At 57.3% G+C, this 19,208-nt stretch carries 20 protein-coding genes; 10 read left to right on the top strand and 10 right to left on the bottom strand.

All coding sequences use genetic code 11. The features are described from left to right. Nucleotides 1-27: 27 nt before the first annotated feature. Nucleotides 28-1,488 carry a protein adenylyltransferase SelO gene (locus QZ862_RS15350; protein ID WP_296101024.1) on the bottom strand — a complete coding sequence of 487 codons (1,461 nt, stop codon included), beginning with the start codon at nt 1,486-1,488 and terminating at the stop codon, nt 28-30. A gap of 294 nt (nt 1,489-1,782) precedes the next feature. Between QZ862_RS15350 and QZ862_RS15345 the strand changes: the two genes are divergently transcribed. From QZ862_RS15345 to QZ862_RS15335, 3 genes are all read left to right on the top strand, one after another. After that, the gene (locus QZ862_RS15345) at nt 1,783-3,498 is read left to right on the top strand and encodes a GH32 C-terminal domain-containing protein (RefSeq protein WP_296077678.1); all 1,716 of its coding nucleotides are present in this window, start codon (nt 1,783-1,785) and stop codon (nt 3,496-3,498) included. A gap of 62 nt (nt 3,499-3,560) precedes the next feature. Further along, the gene (locus QZ862_RS15340; protein ID WP_296015574.1) at nt 3,561-3,731 is read left to right on the top strand and encodes a hypothetical protein; all 171 of its coding nucleotides are present in this window, start codon (nt 3,561-3,563) and stop codon (nt 3,729-3,731) included. 29 nt (nt 3,732-3,760) lie between these two features. Then, the gene (locus QZ862_RS15335) at nt 3,761-4,009 is read left to right on the top strand and encodes a hypothetical protein (RefSeq protein ID WP_296100827.1); all 249 of its coding nucleotides are present in this window, start codon (nt 3,761-3,763) and stop codon (nt 4,007-4,009) included. A 38-nt stretch (nt 4,010-4,047) separates the two neighbouring features. Here QZ862_RS15335 and QZ862_RS15330 read toward each other — a convergent pair whose 3' ends face one another. From QZ862_RS15330 to QZ862_RS15310, 5 genes are all read right to left on the bottom strand, one after another. Continuing rightward, a complete protein-coding gene (locus tag QZ862_RS15330) occupies nt 4,048-4,248 on the bottom strand; it encodes a heavy-metal-associated domain-containing protein (protein WP_296082418.1) in 201 nt (66 codons plus the stop codon). After that, the gene (gene cueR / locus QZ862_RS15325; protein ID WP_296082417.1) at nt 4,241-4,669 is read right to left on the bottom strand and encodes a Cu(I)-responsive transcriptional regulator; all 429 of its coding nucleotides are present in this window, start codon (nt 4,667-4,669) and stop codon (nt 4,241-4,243) included. Before cueR ends, QZ862_RS15330 begins: the two co-directional genes overlap by 8 nt. Continuing rightward, nucleotides 4,666-7,191 carry a heavy metal translocating P-type ATPase gene (locus tag QZ862_RS15320; RefSeq protein WP_296100826.1) on the bottom strand — a complete coding sequence of 842 codons (2,526 nt, stop codon included), beginning with the start codon at nt 7,189-7,191 and terminating at the stop codon, nt 4,666-4,668. Before QZ862_RS15320 ends, cueR begins: the two co-directional genes overlap by 4 nt. Before the next feature lie 179 nt (nt 7,192-7,370). Next, on the bottom strand, nt 7,371-8,189 hold the full coding sequence (gene blaOXA, locus QZ862_RS15315) for a class D beta-lactamase (RefSeq protein ID WP_296082410.1): 819 nt from the start codon (nt 8,187-8,189) through the stop codon (nt 7,371-7,373). A 150-nt stretch (nt 8,190-8,339) separates the two neighbouring features. Beyond that, entirely contained in the window at nt 8,340-8,819 is a 480-nt protein-coding gene (locus QZ862_RS15310) for a YcgN family cysteine cluster protein (RefSeq protein WP_296100825.1), read from the bottom strand. A 183-nt stretch (nt 8,820-9,002) separates the two neighbouring features. Here QZ862_RS15310 and QZ862_RS15305 point away from each other — a divergent pair, with 183 nt between their 5' ends. After that, nucleotides 9,003-11,168, top strand: coding sequence for a transglycosylase domain-containing protein (locus QZ862_RS15305; RefSeq protein ID WP_296100824.1), 2,166 nt, complete (start codon nt 9,003-9,005; stop codon nt 11,166-11,168). 173 nt (nt 11,169-11,341) lie between these two features. Here the strand turns inward: QZ862_RS15305 and QZ862_RS15295 are convergent, their stop codons facing one another. Continuing rightward, the gene (locus QZ862_RS15295) at nt 11,342-11,917 is read right to left on the bottom strand and encodes a DUF805 domain-containing protein (protein WP_363315938.1); all 576 of its coding nucleotides are present in this window, start codon (nt 11,915-11,917) and stop codon (nt 11,342-11,344) included. A gap of 351 nt (nt 11,918-12,268) precedes the next feature. Between QZ862_RS15295 and QZ862_RS15290 the strand changes: the two genes are divergently transcribed. Then, nucleotides 12,269-12,700 carry a DUF2231 domain-containing protein gene (locus tag QZ862_RS15290; RefSeq protein WP_296015588.1) on the top strand — a complete coding sequence of 144 codons (432 nt, stop codon included), beginning with the start codon at nt 12,269-12,271 and terminating at the stop codon, nt 12,698-12,700. Nucleotides 12,701-12,702: 2 nt separating this feature from the next. Further along, entirely contained in the window at nt 12,703-14,181 is a 1,479-nt protein-coding gene (locus tag QZ862_RS15285; protein ID WP_296100822.1) for a sorbosone dehydrogenase family protein, read from the top strand. Between the two features lie 133 nt (nt 14,182-14,314). Here the strand turns inward: QZ862_RS15285 and QZ862_RS15280 are convergent, their stop codons facing one another. After that, complete coding sequence (locus QZ862_RS15280) at nt 14,315-14,722, bottom strand: DUF1801 domain-containing protein (RefSeq protein WP_296101022.1); 408 nt, start codon at nt 14,720-14,722, stop codon at nt 14,315-14,317. 279 nt (nt 14,723-15,001) lie between these two features. On the opposite strand from QZ862_RS15280, the gene QZ862_RS15275 reads away from it, so the two are divergent. The 3 genes from QZ862_RS15275 (at nt 15,002) to QZ862_RS15265 (ending at nt 16,794) form a co-directional block, all read left to right on the top strand. After that, nucleotides 15,002-15,340, top strand: coding sequence for a hypothetical protein (locus QZ862_RS15275; protein WP_296101020.1), 339 nt, complete (start codon nt 15,002-15,004; stop codon nt 15,338-15,340). Between the two features lie 310 nt (nt 15,341-15,650). Beyond that, nucleotides 15,651-16,238, top strand: a complete 588-nt coding sequence (locus QZ862_RS15270) for a DUF1214 domain-containing protein (RefSeq protein ID WP_296100820.1) — start codon at nt 15,651-15,653, stop codon at nt 16,236-16,238. After that, a complete protein-coding gene (locus QZ862_RS15265) occupies nt 16,231-16,794 on the top strand; it encodes a DUF1254 domain-containing protein (RefSeq protein ID WP_296100818.1) in 564 nt (187 codons plus the stop codon). Before QZ862_RS15270 ends, QZ862_RS15265 begins: the two co-directional genes overlap by 8 nt. Before the next feature lie 120 nt (nt 16,795-16,914). Here the strand turns inward: QZ862_RS15265 and QZ862_RS15260 are convergent, their stop codons facing one another. Next, nucleotides 16,915-17,115: a hypothetical protein gene (locus QZ862_RS15260; RefSeq protein WP_296100816.1), complete on the bottom strand. Its 201-nt coding sequence runs from the start codon at nt 17,113-17,115 to the stop codon at nt 16,915-16,917. A gap of 638 nt (nt 17,116-17,753) precedes the next feature. On the opposite strand from QZ862_RS15260, the gene QZ862_RS15255 reads away from it, so the two are divergent. Then, complete coding sequence (locus tag QZ862_RS15255; RefSeq protein ID WP_296074322.1) at nt 17,754-18,653, top strand: DUF2336 domain-containing protein; 900 nt, start codon at nt 17,754-17,756, stop codon at nt 18,651-18,653. Nucleotides 18,654-18,797: 144 nt separating this feature from the next. On the opposite strand, the gene QZ862_RS15250 is transcribed toward QZ862_RS15255, so the two are convergent. After that, nucleotides 18,798-19,139, bottom strand: a complete 342-nt coding sequence (locus QZ862_RS15250) for a DUF1491 family protein (protein ID WP_296037053.1) — start codon at nt 19,137-19,139, stop codon at nt 18,798-18,800. Nucleotides 19,140-19,208 lie beyond the last annotated feature (69 nt).

Genomic DNA, 19,208 nt, shown 5'->3' with positions numbered 1-19,208 from the left:
TCAGCAACTGTCGCTTTGGATGTCTGCTTAGGTTCCGCAGAATGTACGGAAGACCCGCTCGTGGTTCATCGGGGCCTGCATGTAGACGGCGTAGTCGGGTCGCTCCTCGAAAGGGCGCGCGATCGCCTTCACCATTTCATGGAACGGCTCAAAATCGTCATCCTCTACGGCCGCTGCGATGACTTCCTCGATGCGATGATTGCGCGGAATGACGGCAGGGTTGACAGCACGCATGGCTTTAGCCTGCTCATCGCCAGAACGCCCCTCCTGAGCAGAACGCGCTTGCCAGCGTTTCAGCCATTCATCAGCGGCGGCAATGTCGATAAACATGCCACGGCAGGCCTCCGCTTTACCTTGCGCTGCACTGCAAAGGCTGCGGAAGGTCAAGGTGTAGTCCACCTCGGAACGCTGCATTAGTGCCAACAGATCCTGAACCAGTTGCTCATCGCCCTCTGCCTCGCTCGCTAGACCGAGCTTGGCGCGAATACCGGCAAGCCAGCGCTTTGGAAAAGCCTTGGCAAAATCGGCAAGCACGCTGTTTGCAAGATCGACGGCCTTGTCCTGATCTTCATCCAGAAGCGGTAGGAGGCACTCGGCAAGCCGTGCGATATTCCATTGGGCTATGCCTGGCTGGTTGTTGTAGGCATAGCGCCCCTGGGCATCTATCGAGGAAAACACCTTGTTGGGATGATACTCATCCATGAAGGCACAGGGGCCGAAATCGATCGTCTCGCCGGACACGGCCATATTGTCCGTGTTCATCACGCCATGGATGAAGCCTACCATGAGCCACCGGCAGACGAGATCGCACTGCCGTTCGGCGATCGCCTGCAACATGGCAAGATAAGGCCTTTCAGCCTGGCGTGCTTCTGGATAATGCCGATCGATGACGTGGTCCGCCAGTGTTTTCAACCCTTCGGCGTCTTCCCGCGCTGCAAAGAACTGGAAGGTCCCGACGCGCACATGGCTTGCCGCCACCCGGGTAAATACGCCACCGGGAAGCCCGATCTCACGCTGGACACGCTCGCCGGTCGTCACAGCAGCAAGCGCCCGCGTAGCGGGAATGCCGAGCGCAAACATAGCCTCTGACACGATATACTCACGCAGGACAGGTCCAAGAGCCGCACGTCCATCGCCTCTGCGAGAGAAGCGCGTTGGGCCGGAACCTTTCAACTGGATATCACGCCGCCCGCCCTTTCGGTCCAAGACCTCACCCAGAAGAACGGCACGGCCGTCGCCCAACTGGGGCACGAAATTGCCGAACTGGTGTCCGGCATAGGCCATGGCCAACGGCTCGGCGCCCTGAGGCACCGCATTACCGGAGAAGATTGCAGCCAGACGCTCATCGTCCACACCATCCAAATCGATCCCGAGTTCTTCCGCCAAGGCGCGATTGAACGCGATAAGCCGCGGCGCCTTGACCGGCGTCGGAAGAACCGCAGCACTGAAACGTTCAGGCAGACGGGCATAGGAATTGTCGAATTGGATCACAGGCTTGCTCCCTTTGCCCTTATATTGTGTCTGGGTGCCGCTTTTGCCAGTGTCGTGGTCGACGCGGTTCAAGACCTTTTGTAAGCACCTGGTGTCGGCGTCTTCGGGAAAATGCCCGTCAAATTGAGCTGTTTCTTGGTCCACACCAAGAGAAATTTTGGCGGCTGACACCGAGAAATCAGAGTGCCCGCCCCCTGCTGATGCCCCGTCGCCCCGTTTCGGCCAGTGAACTTTACCCTGCCATTTTCATTCCTATGATTGAGGCTGATTTGGTACAGGAAGGATATTGGAATGAATGACATCGCTGCTCCTGCCGAAAGCGAAAGCGCAATCCGCACCATTCACACCGATCTTCCCGTCAATGCCATTTTTCATGTCTGGCTCAAGGCGAAGAAACCGGAAGATCCGGGCGCGGTTTCGTTTTCCAACGCCAATGGCAAGTTCGGCGAAGTTTCGTCCTCCAATTTGGAAGAGTACAGCTTTCGCATTTACCACGTCTTCGGAGGCGGGCGGGTCGATATCAGCTACGACACGATGACGACAGCTGTTTCGGTGATCTACTGGTTCATCGCGTCCGATGTGCTGGAAACGGGCATCACCGTCGTCCATACCAAGCCTGACAATGCGCCACCGGATTTGCCCGACAGTTACCACTTCCGCCCGCCCTTCGGCTGGATGAACGATCCGAACGGCTTTGGCCGCTTTGAAGGGCATCCGCATCTTTTCTACCAGCACTACTCCCACGGGCTGCGCTGGAACACCATGCATTGGGGTCACGCGATCTCTTCCGATTATCTGCGGTGGCGGCACCTGCCGATCTTTCTGTTCCCATCGGAGGACCTGACCACCAGGCCAGACAAGCGCGGTGGCGCTTTCTCGGGCTCGACAATCCCTCTGGTTGAAGGAACGGGCATCCGCGTCTTCTTTACCGAACAGGTTCAAGATCGCATTCCTGAACAACAGATTCAGCTGACAGCAACCTCCTCCGATCTGATCACGGCGGGTCAGGCGCAGGTCATTTTGGGCAACCGTCCCGACGGACAGGGATTGACGCCGGACTTTCGCGATCCCTACGTGCTGCGTGGTCCGGACGGCAAATGGAAGATGCTGCTCGGAAGCCAGAGCGATAGCGGCGGCGTCATTCTCCTTTACGAAACACAGGATCCGACAGCCGCCTCCGGCTGGACTTATGTGGGCAAGCTGTGGGTGGAAACGCGCTACAAGACCACCGCTATCGAGTGCCCCTGTCTTCTTCCGCTGGATGGACCCGCCAATGCCCGCTCGACCCGCTGGGTACTGACCTATGGACTGATGCATTCGGAAGACCCCGCGACGGGGCGCAAGAACCTCACTATGGCCGATGTTGGCTGGTTCGACGGCAAGACCTTTACCAAGGAGTTCGGCCAGGAACTGGACTTCGGCACTGACAATTATGCCTTCCAGGCCTTTCTCGATGGTGACAGCATCGTCGGCATCGGTTGGCTGGCGAACTGGGCGGATGCCACACCGGAGATCGACTTTCCCACCGCCATGACCTTGCCAAGGCGGATGCATTTTTCCAACGGTGCGCTTCTCACACCCCCGATCGGCGCTGCGGAAAGCCTGCGACACCGCATTCTCGACCGGACAAGGCTGGCAGCGGGCGAGCGTGTCGACCTGTCGACGGGCGCCGTCGAGTTGCTGTTCGAACTGAACAAGCCCGGCCTGCCGTTCGAGTTGGAACTCGATCATCCGGATGTGCGTCTTGGAGTGGTCAGCGACGAAAGAGGCCTTTGGATTCGCCATGAAGACGGTCGAGATGGGACGAAGCCCCGATATCTTGCTGAGGGCGCTCGACCCTACAGGCTGCGCATCTTCATCGACTATGGCTCCATCGAGGTGTTCGCCGACAAAGGGCGTTACGTCGGCACCAAACGTATCGCGAGCTTCAAACCGGTGCGAGCGGCACATCTGAAAACGAGCGAAGGCGTGGTGTCGCACGCCACTATCTGGAGCCTGAAACAGTAAATTCAGGAACCTTTGTCGAGCTCACGTCTTTCCTGAACGAGCCTATCAAAAGGAGACTTATGATGACGCGGATTCAGGAAACCGACCCCGTTCACTTCCCAACTCAGCCTAATGAGAACAAAGGCGAGAAGCGCCGGGCGGGCAAAGGTATCGTCCTGGCGGTCGTCGGTATCGGCATCATGGCTTTCGTCATCTATATGGCGGCAATTCTGATTGCTACCGTCCAGTCGTAAAAAGACACGCTTTAAAACGGAGGAATACCATGGACCCGCGAGCCCCGCTTCTGGAAAGTGAAGATGCATTGGATCAGGCCGTAACAGGCATCGATGTCGAGGAGCTTCCGGCCAAGGGAGAAATCCCGCAGAAGCTTGAGCACGACATTCAGGATGCCGAGCTCGAAACCGAAGACGATCCCTATCAGGAGAGTGATGAGGCGCTGCCAGACGACATGGAGGAGCGGGTCATCGATCGCAACCCGTCTCGCGAAGGCGGCGCTTTCGACGAGGTTTAACCTGCCTACAGGGCTAGAATAAAACCGCCCGGAGCCGATCAACCAATGCGCTTCGGGCTGTACCCAACTTCCTCCATCGCCGCCATAGCTTTCTCACCGTCTTCCTCAACGATCACAGTGTGAGACGCCAGGTCGACACTGACGCCGACCCCCGGCATAGCCTCCGATAAGGCGCCCCGAATGGTCTTCTCGCAATGCGCGCATGTCATGTCCGCAACGTTGAACGTGGCCCTAGTCATGATTTGTCCTTTCTGTGGTTTGCACTGATAAACTGGCTCCTGCCAGATCGTCCAATATCGGGCAGTCGGGGCGGTGGTCGCCTCCGCAGCAGTGTGCAAGATGAGACAGCGTCTTCACCATGCTCTTCATCTCGTCTATTTTGCGCTCAAGATCGGAGATGTGCGCCAACGCTATGTCCTTGACCGCAGAGCTTTCCCGCTCCTTGTCCTGCCACAGCTTCAGGAGTGCCTGAGTTTCCTCCAGCGAAAACCCTAAAGTTCTCGCGCGTTTGATGAAGCGCAGATTATGCACCTCCTGTTCGCCGTAGAGCCGATAGTTGTTATCTCCGCGCGTGGCGGGAGAGATCAGGCCGATCTGCTCGTAATAGCGGATCATCTTGGCAGAAACGCCGGAGGCCTGGGAGGCTTCACCGATATTCACGACCGGTCCTTTCCGCTTGAGACACGGGCGCCTTTAAGACGCAGCGCATTAGCGACAACGAAGACGGATGAGAGAGCCATTGCTCCCGCTCCGATCATCGGCGACAATGTAATGCCGAAAGCCGGATAAAGGGCGCCTGCCGCAAGCGGGATGAGAACGACGTTATAGCCAAACGCCCAGAATAGGTTCTGTCGAATGTTGCGCATCGTAGCGTTACTCATTTCGATCGCGTGAACAACGCCCATCAGATCGCCGCCGACCAGCACCACATCGGCACTCTCGATGGCGATATCCGTTCCGGTGCCGATGGCGATGCCGATATCGGCTTCGGCAAGCGCGGGTGCATCGTTGATGCCGTCACCTATGAAGGCGAGCACCTTGCCCTGCGCACGGAGGTCGTGGATCGCCTTCACCTTACCCTCGGGCAGCACGCCCGCGACGACCTTGCCGATTCCAACTCCAGCAGCGACAGCATTCGCCGTGGCTTCATTGTCGCCGGTGACCATGACGACCTCGACCCCCATGCCGTGAAGGGTCTTGATGGCATTGGCACTTGAAGGTTTCAAAGGATCGGCGACAGCGATCACCGCTGCCAAAACACCATCGATTGCAGCATAAAGAGGCGTTTTACCCTGCCTGGCAAGGCTATGTGCGGCTTCAGTGAACGGTGTGACGGACAGGCCGAACCTCTCCATATATCGATCCGCACCGATCTCCACCTTGCAGCCGTCCACAACGGCGCTGATACCGTAGCCGGTCACGCTCTCGAAATTTCGAACATCCAGTGGCTTAAGCCTTGCAGGGATCGTAACCTGTTCTTTGGCTGCACGGGTGATTGCTTCGGCAATAGGGTGTTCGGAATGGGCTTCGACCGCAGCGACCATTTGCAGGACGTCTTTTTCGTCAAACCCATTTGCTACAATCAGGTCGGTCAACTCAGGCCGACCCTTGGTGACAGTGCCGGTCTTGTCGACCACCACGATATCCGCGCTGCGCAACTGCTGAAGCGCTTCCCCTTTGCGGAATAGCACGCCGAGTTCCGCTGCCCGCCCGGTGCCCACCATGATGGAGGTGGGTGTTGCAAGGCCCATGGCGCAGGGACAGGCTATGATGAGCACAGCAACGGCATTGATCAGAGCGAAGGTATAAGCGGGATCTGGACCAAAGATCGCCCATATAATGAAGGTCAGCACTGCGATGGCAATGACGGCGGGCACGAAAAGTGCCGTTACCCGGTCTACAAGAAGCTGGATGGGTAGCTTCGACCCCTGAGCGTGCTCCACCAGCCGGATGATCTGGGACAGCATCATGTCGGCACCGACCTTCGTCGCCCGATATTTGAACGCGCCGGTCTTGTTGATCGTGCCTCCCACGACGCCAGCGCCTGCGACTTTTTCCACCGGAACCGGCTCGCCGGAAATCATCGATTCATCCACATAGGAATGACCTTCGATGACCTCCCCGTCCACCGGTAGTCGCTCTCCGGGACGGATAACAACAATATCGCCTTCCCGAACCTCTTCTACCGCGATCTGACTCGTCTCGCCGCCACGCTCTACTCGCGCAGCCTTGGCTTGAAGGCTGGCAAGCTTGCGGATTGCATCACCGGTTTTGCCGCTGGCACGCGCTTCAAGCAATCGGCCGACAAGGATGAGCGTAACGATGACGGTAGCCGCTTCGTAATAGACATGCCGGGCATTTTCCGGCAGCAGGTCGGGGGCAAATGTCGTGACGATAGAATAGAGATAGGCCGCGCTGACGCCGAGCGCGACGAGCGAGTTCATCTCCGGCGCACCATGAGCCAGGGCCGGAAAGCCACTCCTCAGGAAGCGCCGACCTGGTCCGAAGACAACCGCTGTCGCCAGAAGGAAATAGAAATAATAAAGGTTTTGCGTGTCGATGACACCCATCAGCCAGTGGTGCATCGGGGGATACACATGCCCGCCCATTTCGAGCACGAAGAGCGGCGCAGTCAGCACGGCGGCGATCGTCGTGTCGCGCTTCAATGTCGCTTCGTCACCTAAGTGGTGATTATGATCGTGCGCAGAGCCGATCGAATGGGAATGGTCGCCGTGTGCGTCTTTGTTGGCGGAGAGCGTAAAGCCAGCAGCCCGTATGGTTTCGATCAGCAGATGACGTTGATGCGGGCCGCCCATTGTTTGCACAACGACCTTACCGTCGGCATCGACATCCGCATTGACGATGGTTGCCAACGCTTCGAGCTCGCCTTTCAGACGCTGGGCTTCTTCGCTACCTTCTACGCCATCGACAAAGAATTCGTGCCGCTCGGGCTCGATTTCATAACCGATCTTTTTCACCGCGGCAGCCAAAGTCCGGGCAGAAAAACCTTCTGCGGGCTCCACCGTCAGCTTCTTCGTTGCGAAGTTGACGGAGCTCGAAGCGACACCCGGAACCTTCGCTGCTGCGGTTTCCACACGTCGAACACAGGACGCGCAGGTCATGCCATCCACTGGAATGGACAGAGGCTCCTGCAACTGGTTCTGTCTCACGGTCTTGTTCATCGCACTCCCCTTTCGAGGCATTGGCTCAAGCGTCGCGGGCAAAACAGGGGTTGTTTCCAACCGGCGCAGCACCAATCTAGGGCTTCCCATTATGGGAAGGTCAAGGGAGAAAACAGTCTTTTGTGATGAGGCTATTGGATAAGGCCCCGACGGGTTAGCTCTGCCTTGGGCCAGGCGTCCTACCGGTGTGTCGCGTAGCGCTGGATATCGCGGAGAAATTCTGCGCGCACCACCTGCCCCATGGGCTGATCGGAGGGCTTGTCGCCGACACGCAGGCGAACGAAGACGATATGCTGGCCCTCCCGCTCCGCCCAGCCGACGAACCAGCCGAAGGGCCGGTTAGGATCGGGCTTGCCATCCGGCCCCTTCAAATTGCCGGTGCCCGTCGTGCCATGCGCACTCCAGGCTTCCGCGCCATCGAATACCGGTACGATAGCCTTTGTCTTATTCTGTGCATCGCGCGAAAATGGCAGGTTATTGGCCAGTAGACGGCGCATGAAACCCACTTGCTCTACCGGCGAGATTTCCAGTGATGTGCCGACCCACGCATCCGTCATGCCGTTGTCCTTGCCCGGTTCACCTGCAACGTCGCCATTGCCGAAGCCAAGCCGCCGGACGTAAGACGCAAACTTCTCCTGGCCGAGGCGACTGGTGATCTCGCGCGAGTACCAGCGGATCCCCTCCTTCTGCCATGTTGTGGGATCGACCTTCTTGCGCTCCTGAGGGGCTGCCTCCATTCCCTGCTGCCAATCCCACGCAGGGTTGAACTCATCCTGTAAAATACCTGCATCGTAACCGATCAGTGCCAACGGGACCTTGAAAGTGGATGCGGGAGAAACCCGCCGGTCACAGGCGCCCTGTTGATTGATGACTGCGCCGGTTTCCACCGATGTCACGAGCGTACACTCGAATGGCTGCTGCACGACTTGAGCACGCGCCGGCTCGAAAACCGCTGCAATAAGGCAGATCGGAAGAAGAAGCGCTAGGCTATGGCGCATGCGGGGTCCTTGGTTGTCCGGCAAAGCATCATAACCATAACCGGGAACGGGTAGAAAAGAGAAGCTAGCGCAATACAGAGGGGATGCGGCAGGAATAGGACGGAGCGTGCGTGCAGGCACGAAGGAACCTCAGCGTCCGGCTCCCTACGCTCAACGTGGTTTCTGCGCTTCCGGACGCTCGCCCACCGTCAACGGCCAATCCACCACATAGTCTTCGAAGTCTTCTACATCGACGTCCTTCTCGTTGATCGTGCGATCACGCGCAGAGATACCCGCGACATGCACCGTTTCAGGATCGCCCGAAACCAGGTGATGCCACCAGTAGAGATCGTGTCCGTCGCGTACCAGCGCATAGGCGCAGGTCGGTGGCAGCCAGCCAATTTCGTCCACCAACTTGAGATTAAGCTGGATGCAGTCCGGCACGGTGGCGCGCCGGTTGTCATAGTCGGAGCAGCGACAGCTTGTGCCATCCAGAAGCTGGCAGGCGACGGAGGTGAACACGACCTCGCCCGTATCCCAGTCTTCCAGTTTGTTGAGACAGCAAAGGCCACAGCCATCGCACAGGCTCTCCCACTCGCTGTTACTCATTTGCGCCAGCGATTTGGTTTTCCAGAACGGCGCGTCACTCATCGTTAAGATTTCCGTTTCATTTTGCATCGTCGGGCCTCAAATAGAAAAGCCCGTTTTGTCTTATCGCCATTGGCCCGATTATAAGATAATTCTTAAATCCGGCGGAGTGGTGGTGAGGAATGACCCGCGCAAGGTTACCGCGTCAAGCGTTCGCTCGCCACATCGAACAGGAATACGTTTCAGGTGCAGGAAGACAACAACAAGAAACCGGCGCGCCGTAAACGCCATATTCTGCTTCGGATCGATTCATGGATCGATTCCAGCCTGTGGACTGCTGCATCTCGCGCATTCGATTTCTGGGAAGAAGTGACGATCGCCTCCCGCAAGCTGCATGTGCGCGGATGGAAGAAATTTGTCGTCAACATGACCTGCAACGCGCTGACCGTCGGCACGGCTGGGTCCGTCGTTCTGTTGGCACTTGCCCTGCCCGCCTTCGAGGAAACCAAGAAGGACTGGCGCTATCGCGGCGACTTTGCCGTGACTTTCCTTGATCGCTACGGCAACACTATCGGCCATCGCGGCATCATTCACGAAGATTCCGTTCCGATCGACCAGATGCCGGATCACTTTATCAAGGCTGTTCTGGCGACCGAAGACCGTCGCTTCTTCGACCATTTCGGCATCGACTTCATCGGCCTTGCGCGCGCCATGAGCGAGAATGCCCGTGCAGGCGGCGTCGTTCAGGGGGGCTCGACGCTGACGCAGCAGCTTGCCAAGAACCTGTTTCTTACCAATGAACGATCACTGGAGCGCAAGATCAAGGAGGCCTTTCTGGCATTGTGGCTGGAAGCCAATATGTCGAAGAAGGAAATCCTCGCGCTCTATCTCGACCGCGCCTATATGGGCGGTGGCACCTTTGGTGCAGCAGCAGCGGCACAATTCTATTTCGGCAAGAACCTGACGGATGTGACACTGGCGGAATCCGCCATCCTCGCCGGCCTGTTCAAAGCTCCGGCAAAGTACGCGCCGCATGTCAACCTGCCGGCGGCACGCGCACGCGCCAACACGGTTCTTTCCAACCTCGTCCAGGGCGGATTGATGACTGAAGGTCAGGTCGTTGGTGCACGTCGCAACCCTGCAACCGTCATCGACCGCGAAGAGGTGCAGGCACCCGATTACTTCCTCGACTGGGCTTTTGACGAGGTGCAGCGTCTGGCCAAGGACGGCAAGATCAAGGACCATACGGTCGTGGTCCGCACCACAATCGATACCGGCCTGCAACAGGCTGCAGAGCAGGCGATGGAAGGCAGTCTTCGCGAATTCGGCGAAGGCTATAAGGTCAAGCAGGGCGCAATGGTGATGATCGAAAATGGCGGTGGCATCCGCGCCATGGTCGGTGGTCGGGACTATGGCGAAAGCCAGTTCAACCGCGCGACAGCGGCCCTTCGCCAACCGGGATCGTCATTCAAGGTCTATACCTACTCCGCCGCCATGGAAAAGGGCTACAAGCCGGAGACGCTGATCTCCGATGCGCCGGTCACATGGCGCGGCTGGTCGCCGCAGAATTACGGCCGCTCCTATGCTGGCAAGGTAACGCTGCAGACCGCACTGGCGAAATCCTACAACACCGTACCGGTGCGTCTTGCCAAGGATGTGCTTGGCACGCAGATCATCGTCGACACGGCAAAAGCCATGGGCGTTGCAACGCCGCTTCGCAGCGACAAGACCATTCCACTTGGTACCTCAGAATTGACGGTGCTGGATCAGGCTACGGGCTACGCCGTCTTCCCGGCCAATGGCATGCAGTCGCGCCGTCATGGAATCGAGCAGGTTCTCGATTATGAAGGCAAGGTGCTCTACGACTTCGACCGCGACGAGCCGCCTGCGCATCGCGTGCTTTCAGAAGAGGCGACGTCCAAGATGAACCGCATGCTGGTGACCATTCCGGTGGAAGGCACCGCACGGCGCGGCGCGCTCGACAACGGCATCGTCTCCGGCGGCAAGACCGGCACGTCGCAGGCCTACCGCGATGCCTGGTATGTCGGCTTTACCGGCAACTACACGACAGCCGTGTGGTTCGGAAATGACGACTTTACGTCAATGAACAACATGACAGGCGGCGCCCTTCCCGCCATGACCTTCAAGCGGCTGATGGACTACGCCCACCAGGGCATGGAACTGCGCCCTATCCCAGGCATCCAGAACCCGCTGCCGACGGGCTCTCGCCCGCAACCCGGCGCGAATGGGGCGCAGATTGCTTCCTCCGATGCAAGCGCGCTTCCGGCGCTTACACGCCCTCGCTCTCTTTCGGCCGAAGCCACGCGAATTCTACGGGCGGTTGGCAAGCAGCTGAAAGAGGCCTCGGCCCCTACTCTTGCACCGCAAAAGGTGGCCGAAGCCGGAAACTAGTGTGCCGGTCACACCTGAAGAAGCAATGTCACACCGCGGCCCAATCGGGGGATGCGAAAGTCTTTAAGTATGGCGTGATGTATTCCCTTACACGCCTCATGCCTTGTCCTGCTTGAAGTCGCATCGCGACGCCATCTGACACCTTTGCACGACACGCTGCAATAAGTCTGAACTCAAGCAGACCCGAGTATCTTTCTCTTCTCTGTCTCAAACTCTTCCTGTGTCAGCGCGCCACTCTCACGTAGCTTCATGAGTTTTTCGAGCGCTTCAACGGTATCCTTGCCTGGTTTGACGGTCGTGCCTCGCGTCAACGCAGCTCCATCGGGTGCCGGCGTGCAGTACCACACGATCAAAACCACCCAGCCGATAGGCAAAATGAGCCAAAGAAGCTGATGCCATCCACTGCGATTGATGTCGTGAAGGCGCCGGGTATTTTGCGCTATAGTCGGCGTAATCGTGGCGAACGAAAATACGATGCTAAGAAGCCCGGACCGATCGATTACGTTAAGGACGGTAGAGGCCAAAATCAAAAACAAGACACAATACCAGAATTCCGACCGGCTCGCACGCGTCGAAAAATTGGTGTAGTTTTTGAAGAAGGTCGATACCGCCGTTCCAAAATCCATGGCGTATGGCAAGCCACCGAAGCGGTTGGGACCTGGAGGTGGACTTCTCATCGCGAAAATCACCGGAATGATGGCGATAATGCCGAGTGCGATCACCCAGTGCCAAATCGAAAAACTACCCATGCCAAGCCCTTGAATGCGTCTGCAAAGCCTTGCTCATGCAAGCAAAAGCTTCGCTCTACATCTCCATCTGCGGCCCTTACCTTCGCTAATCGATCTCGATTGTTGGGTGGTGCTGCAGATACCCAAAAATGCAATCTTGGGGCTGTTCATGTGGGGAGTACAACACTCGATCGTGTGATTTTTGTATTGAGCGACGTTTTTCCACACGAATAATCGACAGACATCTCTGGGTGTGTCTGTAAGTACGACAATTGCAACCAGATGACCTCTTGAACCGTTCGCAATATCATAGTGGCGCTCAAAGCCTATTGGAACGAGAGCGCTCCCTTCAATACCGGTTGGAGCAATGACATGAGTGATGCATCCCACAGGGAAGCTTCCGCCTATCCTTTCCAGTTGCTGTTCGTGCCTTTTCCGTTCGTGTGCTTTTCTCTGGCGCTTGGAACGGACATTGCCTACTGGCGCACAGCCAATCTGATGTGGTCAAATTTTTCATCATGGCTTTTATTTGCGGGACTGGTCGCTGGCGGCATCGCAATTCTCGCCGGTCTTATCGATCTGCTTCGCCGGCGCACGCGGCCCATGCGCCCGTCCTTTGCTTCCATCGTCCTCTTTATCGTGATGCTGCTGCTCGCTTTCACCAACAGTCTCGTTCATGCCGGTGACGGCTGGACGGCAGTGGTCCCTTACGGACTTTTGCTTTCGGCCATCACCTTTGTCGTGTCGCTGATGGCGGTTTCCGCCTCTTCCCGAAAGTACACGCGCCTGGCCTGGAGAGTATAATCATGGTTTCTCGCATTCTCACACCCGTCCTAGTGCTTGCGGGCGTTGCACTTGTCCTTCCTGCGTGCAGTGACCAGAACGACAATTTCGACATCTCGCAGCAGATCGGTCCCGATCCTGTTTTGCCGGAGCCAGCCATGAGCCTGATTCCCGACCTGAAGGTCGCGGAGGTCGTCGGTTGGAAGGATGGTGAAATGCCGAAGGTGCCGGAAGGGCTGAAGATTTCCGTCTACCAGAAGGATCTCGTCAACCCGCGCACTGTTCATACCTTACCAAACGGCGATGTTCTTGTGGTGCAGTCGCGTGGGCCACAAGGCGGACAGTCCTCGTCGCGCCCAAAGGACATCATTCGCGGCTTCATCATGTCGATCGCGCATGGCGAAACTGGCGGACCGCCGAAGGAAAGCAATATCATTACCCTGCTTAAGGACACCAACCGGGATGGTACGGTGGACGAGCGCCACGATCTTTTGAAAAAGCTCGACTCCCCCTTTGGGCTGGCCTTCGCCGACAATACGCTTTACGTGGCGACCGCCAATGAAATCCTCGCCTATCCGTATCAACTCGGTCAGAACGAGATAACCGCAGAGCCGCGTGTGCTGACTCAACTTCCGGGCGGACCGATCAACCATCATTGGACGAAGGACTTGGCGCTTAGCCCAGATGGCAAGTTCCTCTATGCGTCGGTCGGCTCGAATTCCAATATCGTCGAGAACGGGCTTGAAGCGGAAAAGAACCGCGCCGCCATTCTTCAGGTCGACCGCCAGACAGGAGCGTGGAAACTCTTCGCCTCGGGCCTGCGCAATCCCAACGGCCTTGCCTTCAACCCGCAGAGCAAGGAGCTTTGGGCCGTCATCAACGAACGAGATGAACTCGGTCCCAATCTTGTGCCGGACTATATGACATCCGTCAAGGAAGGCGGATTTTACGGGTGGCCATGGAGTTACTATGGCAACCATGTGGACAATCGTGTCCATCCGCTGCGGCCCGACATGGTGGAAAAGGCGATCAAGCCGGATTACGCTTTGTCCAGCCACGTCGCTGCGCTCGGACTTACTTTTTCGCTCAACTCCGCCTTGCCTGCGCCGTATAAAAACGGTGCCTTCATCGGAGAACATGGCAGCTGGAACCGTACTGCCTTCAATGGCTACCGCGTCACTTTCGTGCCGTTTGACAACGGCAGGCCGGTCGGGAAAACGCAGGACGTGGTGACAGGATTTATCCAGGGTGACAAGGCCAGGGGCAGGCCTGTTGGCGTCGGCATAGACGGCACCGGCGCGCTGCTTGTGGCGGATGACGCAGGCAACACGGTTTGGCGTGTGGCAGCCGCCGACGGCACTGTCACTGCCGCGCCTATCGCGACGGACGATGTCTCGGGCTCCTCTGTAAGCGCAGCACCACCTGCAGCGCCTGCGGGCTCTGCTCAGCCGGCACAACCCTCGATGCCTGCGGCTACAGGACAGCCAGCACCCGCCAATTAAAGCGCTGCGCGTCCCCTGGTGCGCATAAATGACGCTCCGTCTTCTTTAACACCGCATCATCCCGAACGATGCGGTGAGACAGCGACAGTCAAGCGTTTCGCGCCCGCGACATAATACCGTTGAGAACGCCTGCTTATCGTGTTCGACCGCGTTCTGCGGCGTGCGCCTCGTTAAACGCTATGGCGCGCGCTATGAGCGCACTCAAAGCCTCTTCATCGACCTCCTCACCTTCGCGAATGTCGATGGCTCGACGCGTGTCGCCTTCAAGCGACGCGTTGAAAAGACCCATTGGGTCTTCCAAGGACGCACCGTGAGCAAACGTCATTTTGACGATGAAGCGATATGTCTCTCCGGTACAAATTATACCGTCACGAGACCAGACCGGCACGCCCCGCCACTTCCAGTCCTCCGTTACCCGTGGATCCGCGGCCCGGATGATCGACCTGATCTTCGATAATACCTCCGCCCGCCAATCGCCCAACTCCGCAATGCGCGCGTCGATCAAACGGGACGCGGGAGAGCTGTCCTCATCCCCCTGCATCACGTCCGCGGCAAGACCGGAAAGTTCAGCAGAAATCATATGTTTTCCTTCGCTCCGAGAACGCCGCCTCTTTCAGCATTAGCATATACGAACTCTGCCAGAGTCAACAAACGGCTTAAGGTAGCCTCTAGTCAGAATAGACGCCTGCCCGATGGCAAAATCCCAAAAAAGGTTCGCCCATCAATCGCGAAATCCAGAGGCTTCGCGGTAGGATGGCTTGAAACTCCAATACGAAACCGTCCAATGGAGTTTAGTGATAACATGGCTTTCGGGGGGACAATCATGAAAAAATTGAACACGATACTCACCGCTGTGGCAGCTCTTGTGTGCGCGTCCGCAGCGGCACATGCAGACGATCTGACGTTCACGCTGAAGAACGGCACTAACTCGGTTTTGACGCGGTTCTATACATCACCGGTCGGCGTCAACGAATGGGAAGACGACGTCTTTGGCGAGCAGGTTCTGGAGCCTGGCGAAAGCATCGAGATCACCATTGCAGATGGCCGCACGGTCTGTCGTTACGACATGCGCTTCGAGTTCGAGGAAGGCTCCGATCTCGATACGACCGAGGATAGACAGGACCTGTGCAAACTTGGTTCCTATACGATCCACGAGTAAGCCTCACCTGGTTAACGGCCAGCATGTCGGCAGCTTTGCGCTGCTTCCTCGTGCATCGAATGGTTCGGTATATGTGGGACCTGTGTGTCATGCGGCATGCGTCTTTGAAGGTGCGGAGGTGACGGCGAGATTGCCGCCGTCACCTCCGCATCGCCTGGTTTCCGCATCGGTCGCGAAAAGCTGTTCATCGCGAGGTTGAAATCGAGACCGATGAATTTTCTCTCTAGCGTTCATGATCCTTTACGCTGAGCCATTTCCCCGCGTCGAAATCAATGCTAACCGTGGCGCTGCTCCAAATCGGGAAAGCAGCGTGTTTCGAGTCCCATTTCTTGTCGCCCTTTCATTGGTCATTGCCTTTGGCGGTGGCATCGTTTCCACGCTTGTGGCACTGGAAGCCACGTCCGGCTTCGGCTCCATCAAGATCGGCGCCTGGGACGCCTTTCCAGAGTCGCAGACGATCGAAGCAGACCCTTATGCGAAAGCGCACCGGGCTGATGCGGGAAAATTGCTCTACGGGACTGCAGAGGGCTTGGCTTTCACCGCAGCCATGGACAGCGGCGGTCAGCGACTGACGGGTCAATGCCGGTATACTCTGAGCGGAAATCTGCCGCCCGCGCGCTTCTGGACACTGTACATAGCCGATCAACAAGGCAATCTGCTGGATGATGGCTCAGGCCGGCCAATCGCTCTCAACTCGCGCAACCTGCTGCACGGCCCGCAGGGCGGCGTATCCGTGACGCTTTCGGCGACTGCCACTCCGTTCAACTGGCTGGCAGTGCCGCCTGCTGGCAATTTCAAACTGGTTCTGACCCTGCTGGACACGCCGATTGCAGGCAGCACCGGCCTTATCGACATTACCATGCCAGCCATCGAAAAGATGGATTGCAGTCATGCTTAGGCTCCTCCTGTCTATCTTCACGGGTCTGGTCGGAGCCGCCGTTCTGCACCTCGTCATCCTGTTTTCCATCCCGCATTTTTCCAACCGCGACGCTTATACGCGTGCTGTTGCACAGGGTGTGCAAAACCGTTTCCATATGGTCGAGCCCAAAATTGACCGGCCCGGCCAGAACAAGGCAGAACTCGTGAGCGAAGACCCGTTCATGCGGGTGGCTGTCTGCACCTTTGATATCGAGGAAAAACCGGTTAGGCTCTCGGCCTTCGGCGCTGTTCCCTTCTGGTCCATTGCGGTCTTCGACAGCGCATCGAATGAGATTTTCAGCATGAACGACCGCACGTCGGCGGGTGGAGAGCTGGATATTGCCATTGCCAACGCCGAACAGAGCGGCGCCATTCGCAAGACGCAGGTTCAGGCGCTGTCGAAATCCATTCTGGTAGAAGCAGGGCATGAAAAGGGCTACGTCGTTTTACGAACGATGGTCCGGCAGGCAAGCTTTCTCGAAGAAGCGGAGCGGTTCCTGGGAGCGGCGACGTGCGAGCCGACAGCGATCAGATAGACGGCATGTCGATGCCGCGCGCTGAAATATCGGTTGTCCTTTCGATAAGGACGTCTGGGTGTGCGCAAAAGCCAAAGGCCGGTTGAGAATATCAGACTGCTCCACGCAGGTTTTAAGTGCTCAAGAATTTATCGCACTGTCCTGTCCTGCAACTGCGCTGACTTTGCGTTTGCGTGCCTTTACCGTTTTGGCTGCGTCTGTTCGTTCATAACGCACGCCGGTGAAAAACAGGATCTGCGCTGGTCCACCAGCACTGATATGCGCGTCGTCCGGCTTTCGTGGACGGCGTGTTGCCGTCGAAATCGAAATTATGTCTGCCATTGCCATCTCCTTCCACTCGGCACGACGGAACTTGTTGACCGGATTGCCATATACATTGTCGCATGCGACCGTCCGGTATGAGCAGGCGCCATATCGAGCTTTCAGCAAAAATCTGTTTTTGATCTTTGTGCCGGGTCTTTGAGACAACGGCATTGAGCCGATATGGAATGCCAAGTACCACTACATCGGGCATTACCAGTCCACGGACTGGGCAGAAACACGGGGTCCGGGATGCTTCTCCCGCCCTCATGGGCTTTGCTTCGCTTCAGGACCATATCACCGAATGCTGCACTTGCCCACGCTATAGAATCACGAGAAAGTTAAGCAAGCGTTAATCCTAATATGCCTTGTGCAGAACAGCTTTACTTTCGCACGGCGACCTATTTCTTCCGATCGACCTTGGCAAACGCGAAACGTATGAGCTCGGTTCCATCGGAACGAAAATTCCTTTGGTTAACAAAATAGCTGTGAATTATCGAAAAAAGCCTCTTCTCGGGACCCGTGGTTAACAGGGCGTCAACGCATTCATTCTATTTTGAGTGCTCCTGTAGTTTTGCGTCTTGTTGGGTATTGCGTTGACAGACCGATTTCGAGAACTGGAACGGCCAAGGGCCGAGAGGAAGAAAGACGTGGTATTGATGGCGACCGTCTCGAGTTTCGAAGGGCTGCCTCATCCATCCAGATCAGAGCTGCGACAATTTGCAGAGCTTTTTCTGCCGCTCTTTTCTGCCTCCACCACCGAGGCGAAGCGAGAGGCGATCGCTGCCCTTTCACAGAACCCTCATGTGCCTTCAGCCGTCGCATTCTTTATCGCTAGCCAGCCGATTTCGCTGTCTGCGCCCTTCCTCGTGTCCTCCAAGGCGCTGAATGACGAGACATTGATCGCGATCGCCCGAACGCAAGGTGGCGCGCATGCCAGAACGATCGTCCGGCGCGAAGATCTGTCCCCAACCGTCATCGATGCGCTGGTTGGTTTGCGACATTCACGCCATGGCGCGGGCGTCACAAACGAGGATATCCGCACCTCCCAGTCAGATGCGGCGAGAGCCGAGCGCGAGGAGAAGCTGCGAAGCCAGCTTCGCACGATGGCGCGTCAGCTCAACCGCCCTGCGGGCGATACGCTCGGCGTCCGCCGCCTGACCGAAGTGCAGGAAGCACTACTGGTCCGGTTCGCGCGCGAGCGCGATGCGAGCCGGTTTGCCGCAACCCTTTCGGATTCACTCTCCACCAGTCACTGGCTGACGGAGCGCATCCTCCTCGATATCTCCGGACGCCAGTTGGCCACGACACTTGTGGGCATCGGCATGGATATGAACGACGCAATCTTCATTCTGGAATGTTTCTATCCGCATATGAGGAAGCTTGCCGGCGATACAAGCCGTGCCGAAGCCATGCTCGAGTCACTCGACACTGTCGAATGTGAAGAGCGGATCGAAAGCTGGCGCCGCGCGGATCGTTACACAACAAATCCGCAGAGCAGTGACAGCGCGCATTCGCCTGAACCTGCCGCAGTTCACAAACTGGTTGTACGCCGCTAAAGAGCCGTGCGTCTCGTTGCAGGCGTGAAGGGCACTTCGCCGATTTGGATCTATGCAGCGTGCTTTGATGGGTCGAGGCTTTAATGCGTGCCAAAACGCAGTGGTTTCCGATCACAGGAAGCATTCCGGCGCATCCAAGGAACGTCAGGCCACAAGGGTGAAGAGGTCGTCAACGCTCTCGGTTTCCAGTTCGACGACCCAGAGGTCCTCGTCGAACCGGCGTTCCTTGTCCAGAAGACTGTCCACTTGTAGGGCGGTCGCCTCTTTAAGCCGCTGTTCGAACCGACGTTCTGAACGGATCTCATCATCTTCTGCAAAGCTTTGAGGGGCCGGGCCAAAGAGATTTTCGCGACCGTCGCGCAGTCGCTGGCGGATGAAGATCGCGCCCGCCTCCTCCGCTCCCTTTCGCTCAATGGCGGCAAAGTCGCCTGCTGCGAAGACGCGACGCATGAGAGCGGATATGAAGATTTCGGACTTGAGACGCATGAGGAGACTTATAGAACGCGCAATATTGCCAAGCTATTCTTTTTCCGGATGCAGAACCAAATCGGCGCG

It is taken from the genome of uncultured Agrobacterium sp., assembly GCA_913777615.1.
Classification (GTDB): Bacteria; Pseudomonadota; Alphaproteobacteria; order Rhizobiales; family Rhizobiaceae; genus Agrobacterium.
Note: the sequence above shows the minus strand (reverse complement) of the source record. Positions and strands in the feature narration are given on the sequence as shown.

Bases quoted from the DNA above. Each gene is read 5' to 3' on its own strand.
- QZ862_RS15345 (WP_296077678.1), top strand. From the start codon at position 1,783: ATGAATGACATCGCTGCTCCTGCCGAAAGCGAAAGCGCAATCCGCACC.
- QZ862_RS15340 (WP_296015574.1), top strand. From the start codon at position 3,561: ATGACGCGGATTCAGGAAACCGACCCCGTTCACTTCCCAACTCAGCCT.
- QZ862_RS15335 (WP_296100827.1), top strand. From the start codon at position 3,761: ATGGACCCGCGAGCCCCGCTTCTGGAAAGTGAAGATGCATTGGATCAG.
- QZ862_RS15330 (WP_296082418.1), bottom strand. From the start codon at position 4,248: ATGACTAGGGCCACGTTCAACGTTGCGGACATGACATGCGCGCATTGC.
- QZ862_RS15320 (WP_296100826.1), bottom strand. From the start codon at position 7,191: ATGAACAAGACCGTGAGACAGAACCAGTTGCAGGAGCCTCTGTCCATT.
- blaOXA (WP_296082410.1), bottom strand. From the start codon at position 8,189: ATGCGCCATAGCCTAGCGCTTCTTCTTCCGATCTGCCTTATTGCAGCG.
- QZ862_RS15310 (WP_296100825.1), bottom strand. From the start codon at position 8,819: ATGAGTGACGCGCCGTTCTGGAAAACCAAATCGCTGGCGCAAATGAGT.
- QZ862_RS15295 (WP_363315938.1), bottom strand. From the start codon at position 11,917: ATGGGTAGTTTTTCGATTTGGCACTGGGTGATCGCACTCGGCATTATC.
- QZ862_RS15290 (WP_296015588.1), top strand. From the start codon at position 12,269: ATGAGTGATGCATCCCACAGGGAAGCTTCCGCCTATCCTTTCCAGTTG.
- QZ862_RS15285 (WP_296100822.1), top strand. From the start codon at position 12,703: ATGGTTTCTCGCATTCTCACACCCGTCCTAGTGCTTGCGGGCGTTGCA.
- QZ862_RS15280 (WP_296101022.1), bottom strand. From the start codon at position 14,722: ATGCAGGGGGATGAGGACAGCTCTCCCGCGTCCCGTTTGATCGACGCG.
- QZ862_RS15265 (WP_296100818.1), top strand. From the start codon at position 16,231: ATGCTTAGGCTCCTCCTGTCTATCTTCACGGGTCTGGTCGGAGCCGCC.
- QZ862_RS15260 (WP_296100816.1), bottom strand. From the start codon at position 17,115: ATGGCAGACATAATTTCGATTTCGACGGCAACACGCCGTCCACGAAAG.
- QZ862_RS15255 (WP_296074322.1), top strand. From the start codon at position 17,754: ATGGCGACCGTCTCGAGTTTCGAAGGGCTGCCTCATCCATCCAGATCA.
- QZ862_RS15250 (WP_296037053.1), bottom strand. From the start codon at position 19,139: ATGCGTCTCAAGTCCGAAATCTTCATATCCGCTCTCATGCGTCGCGTC.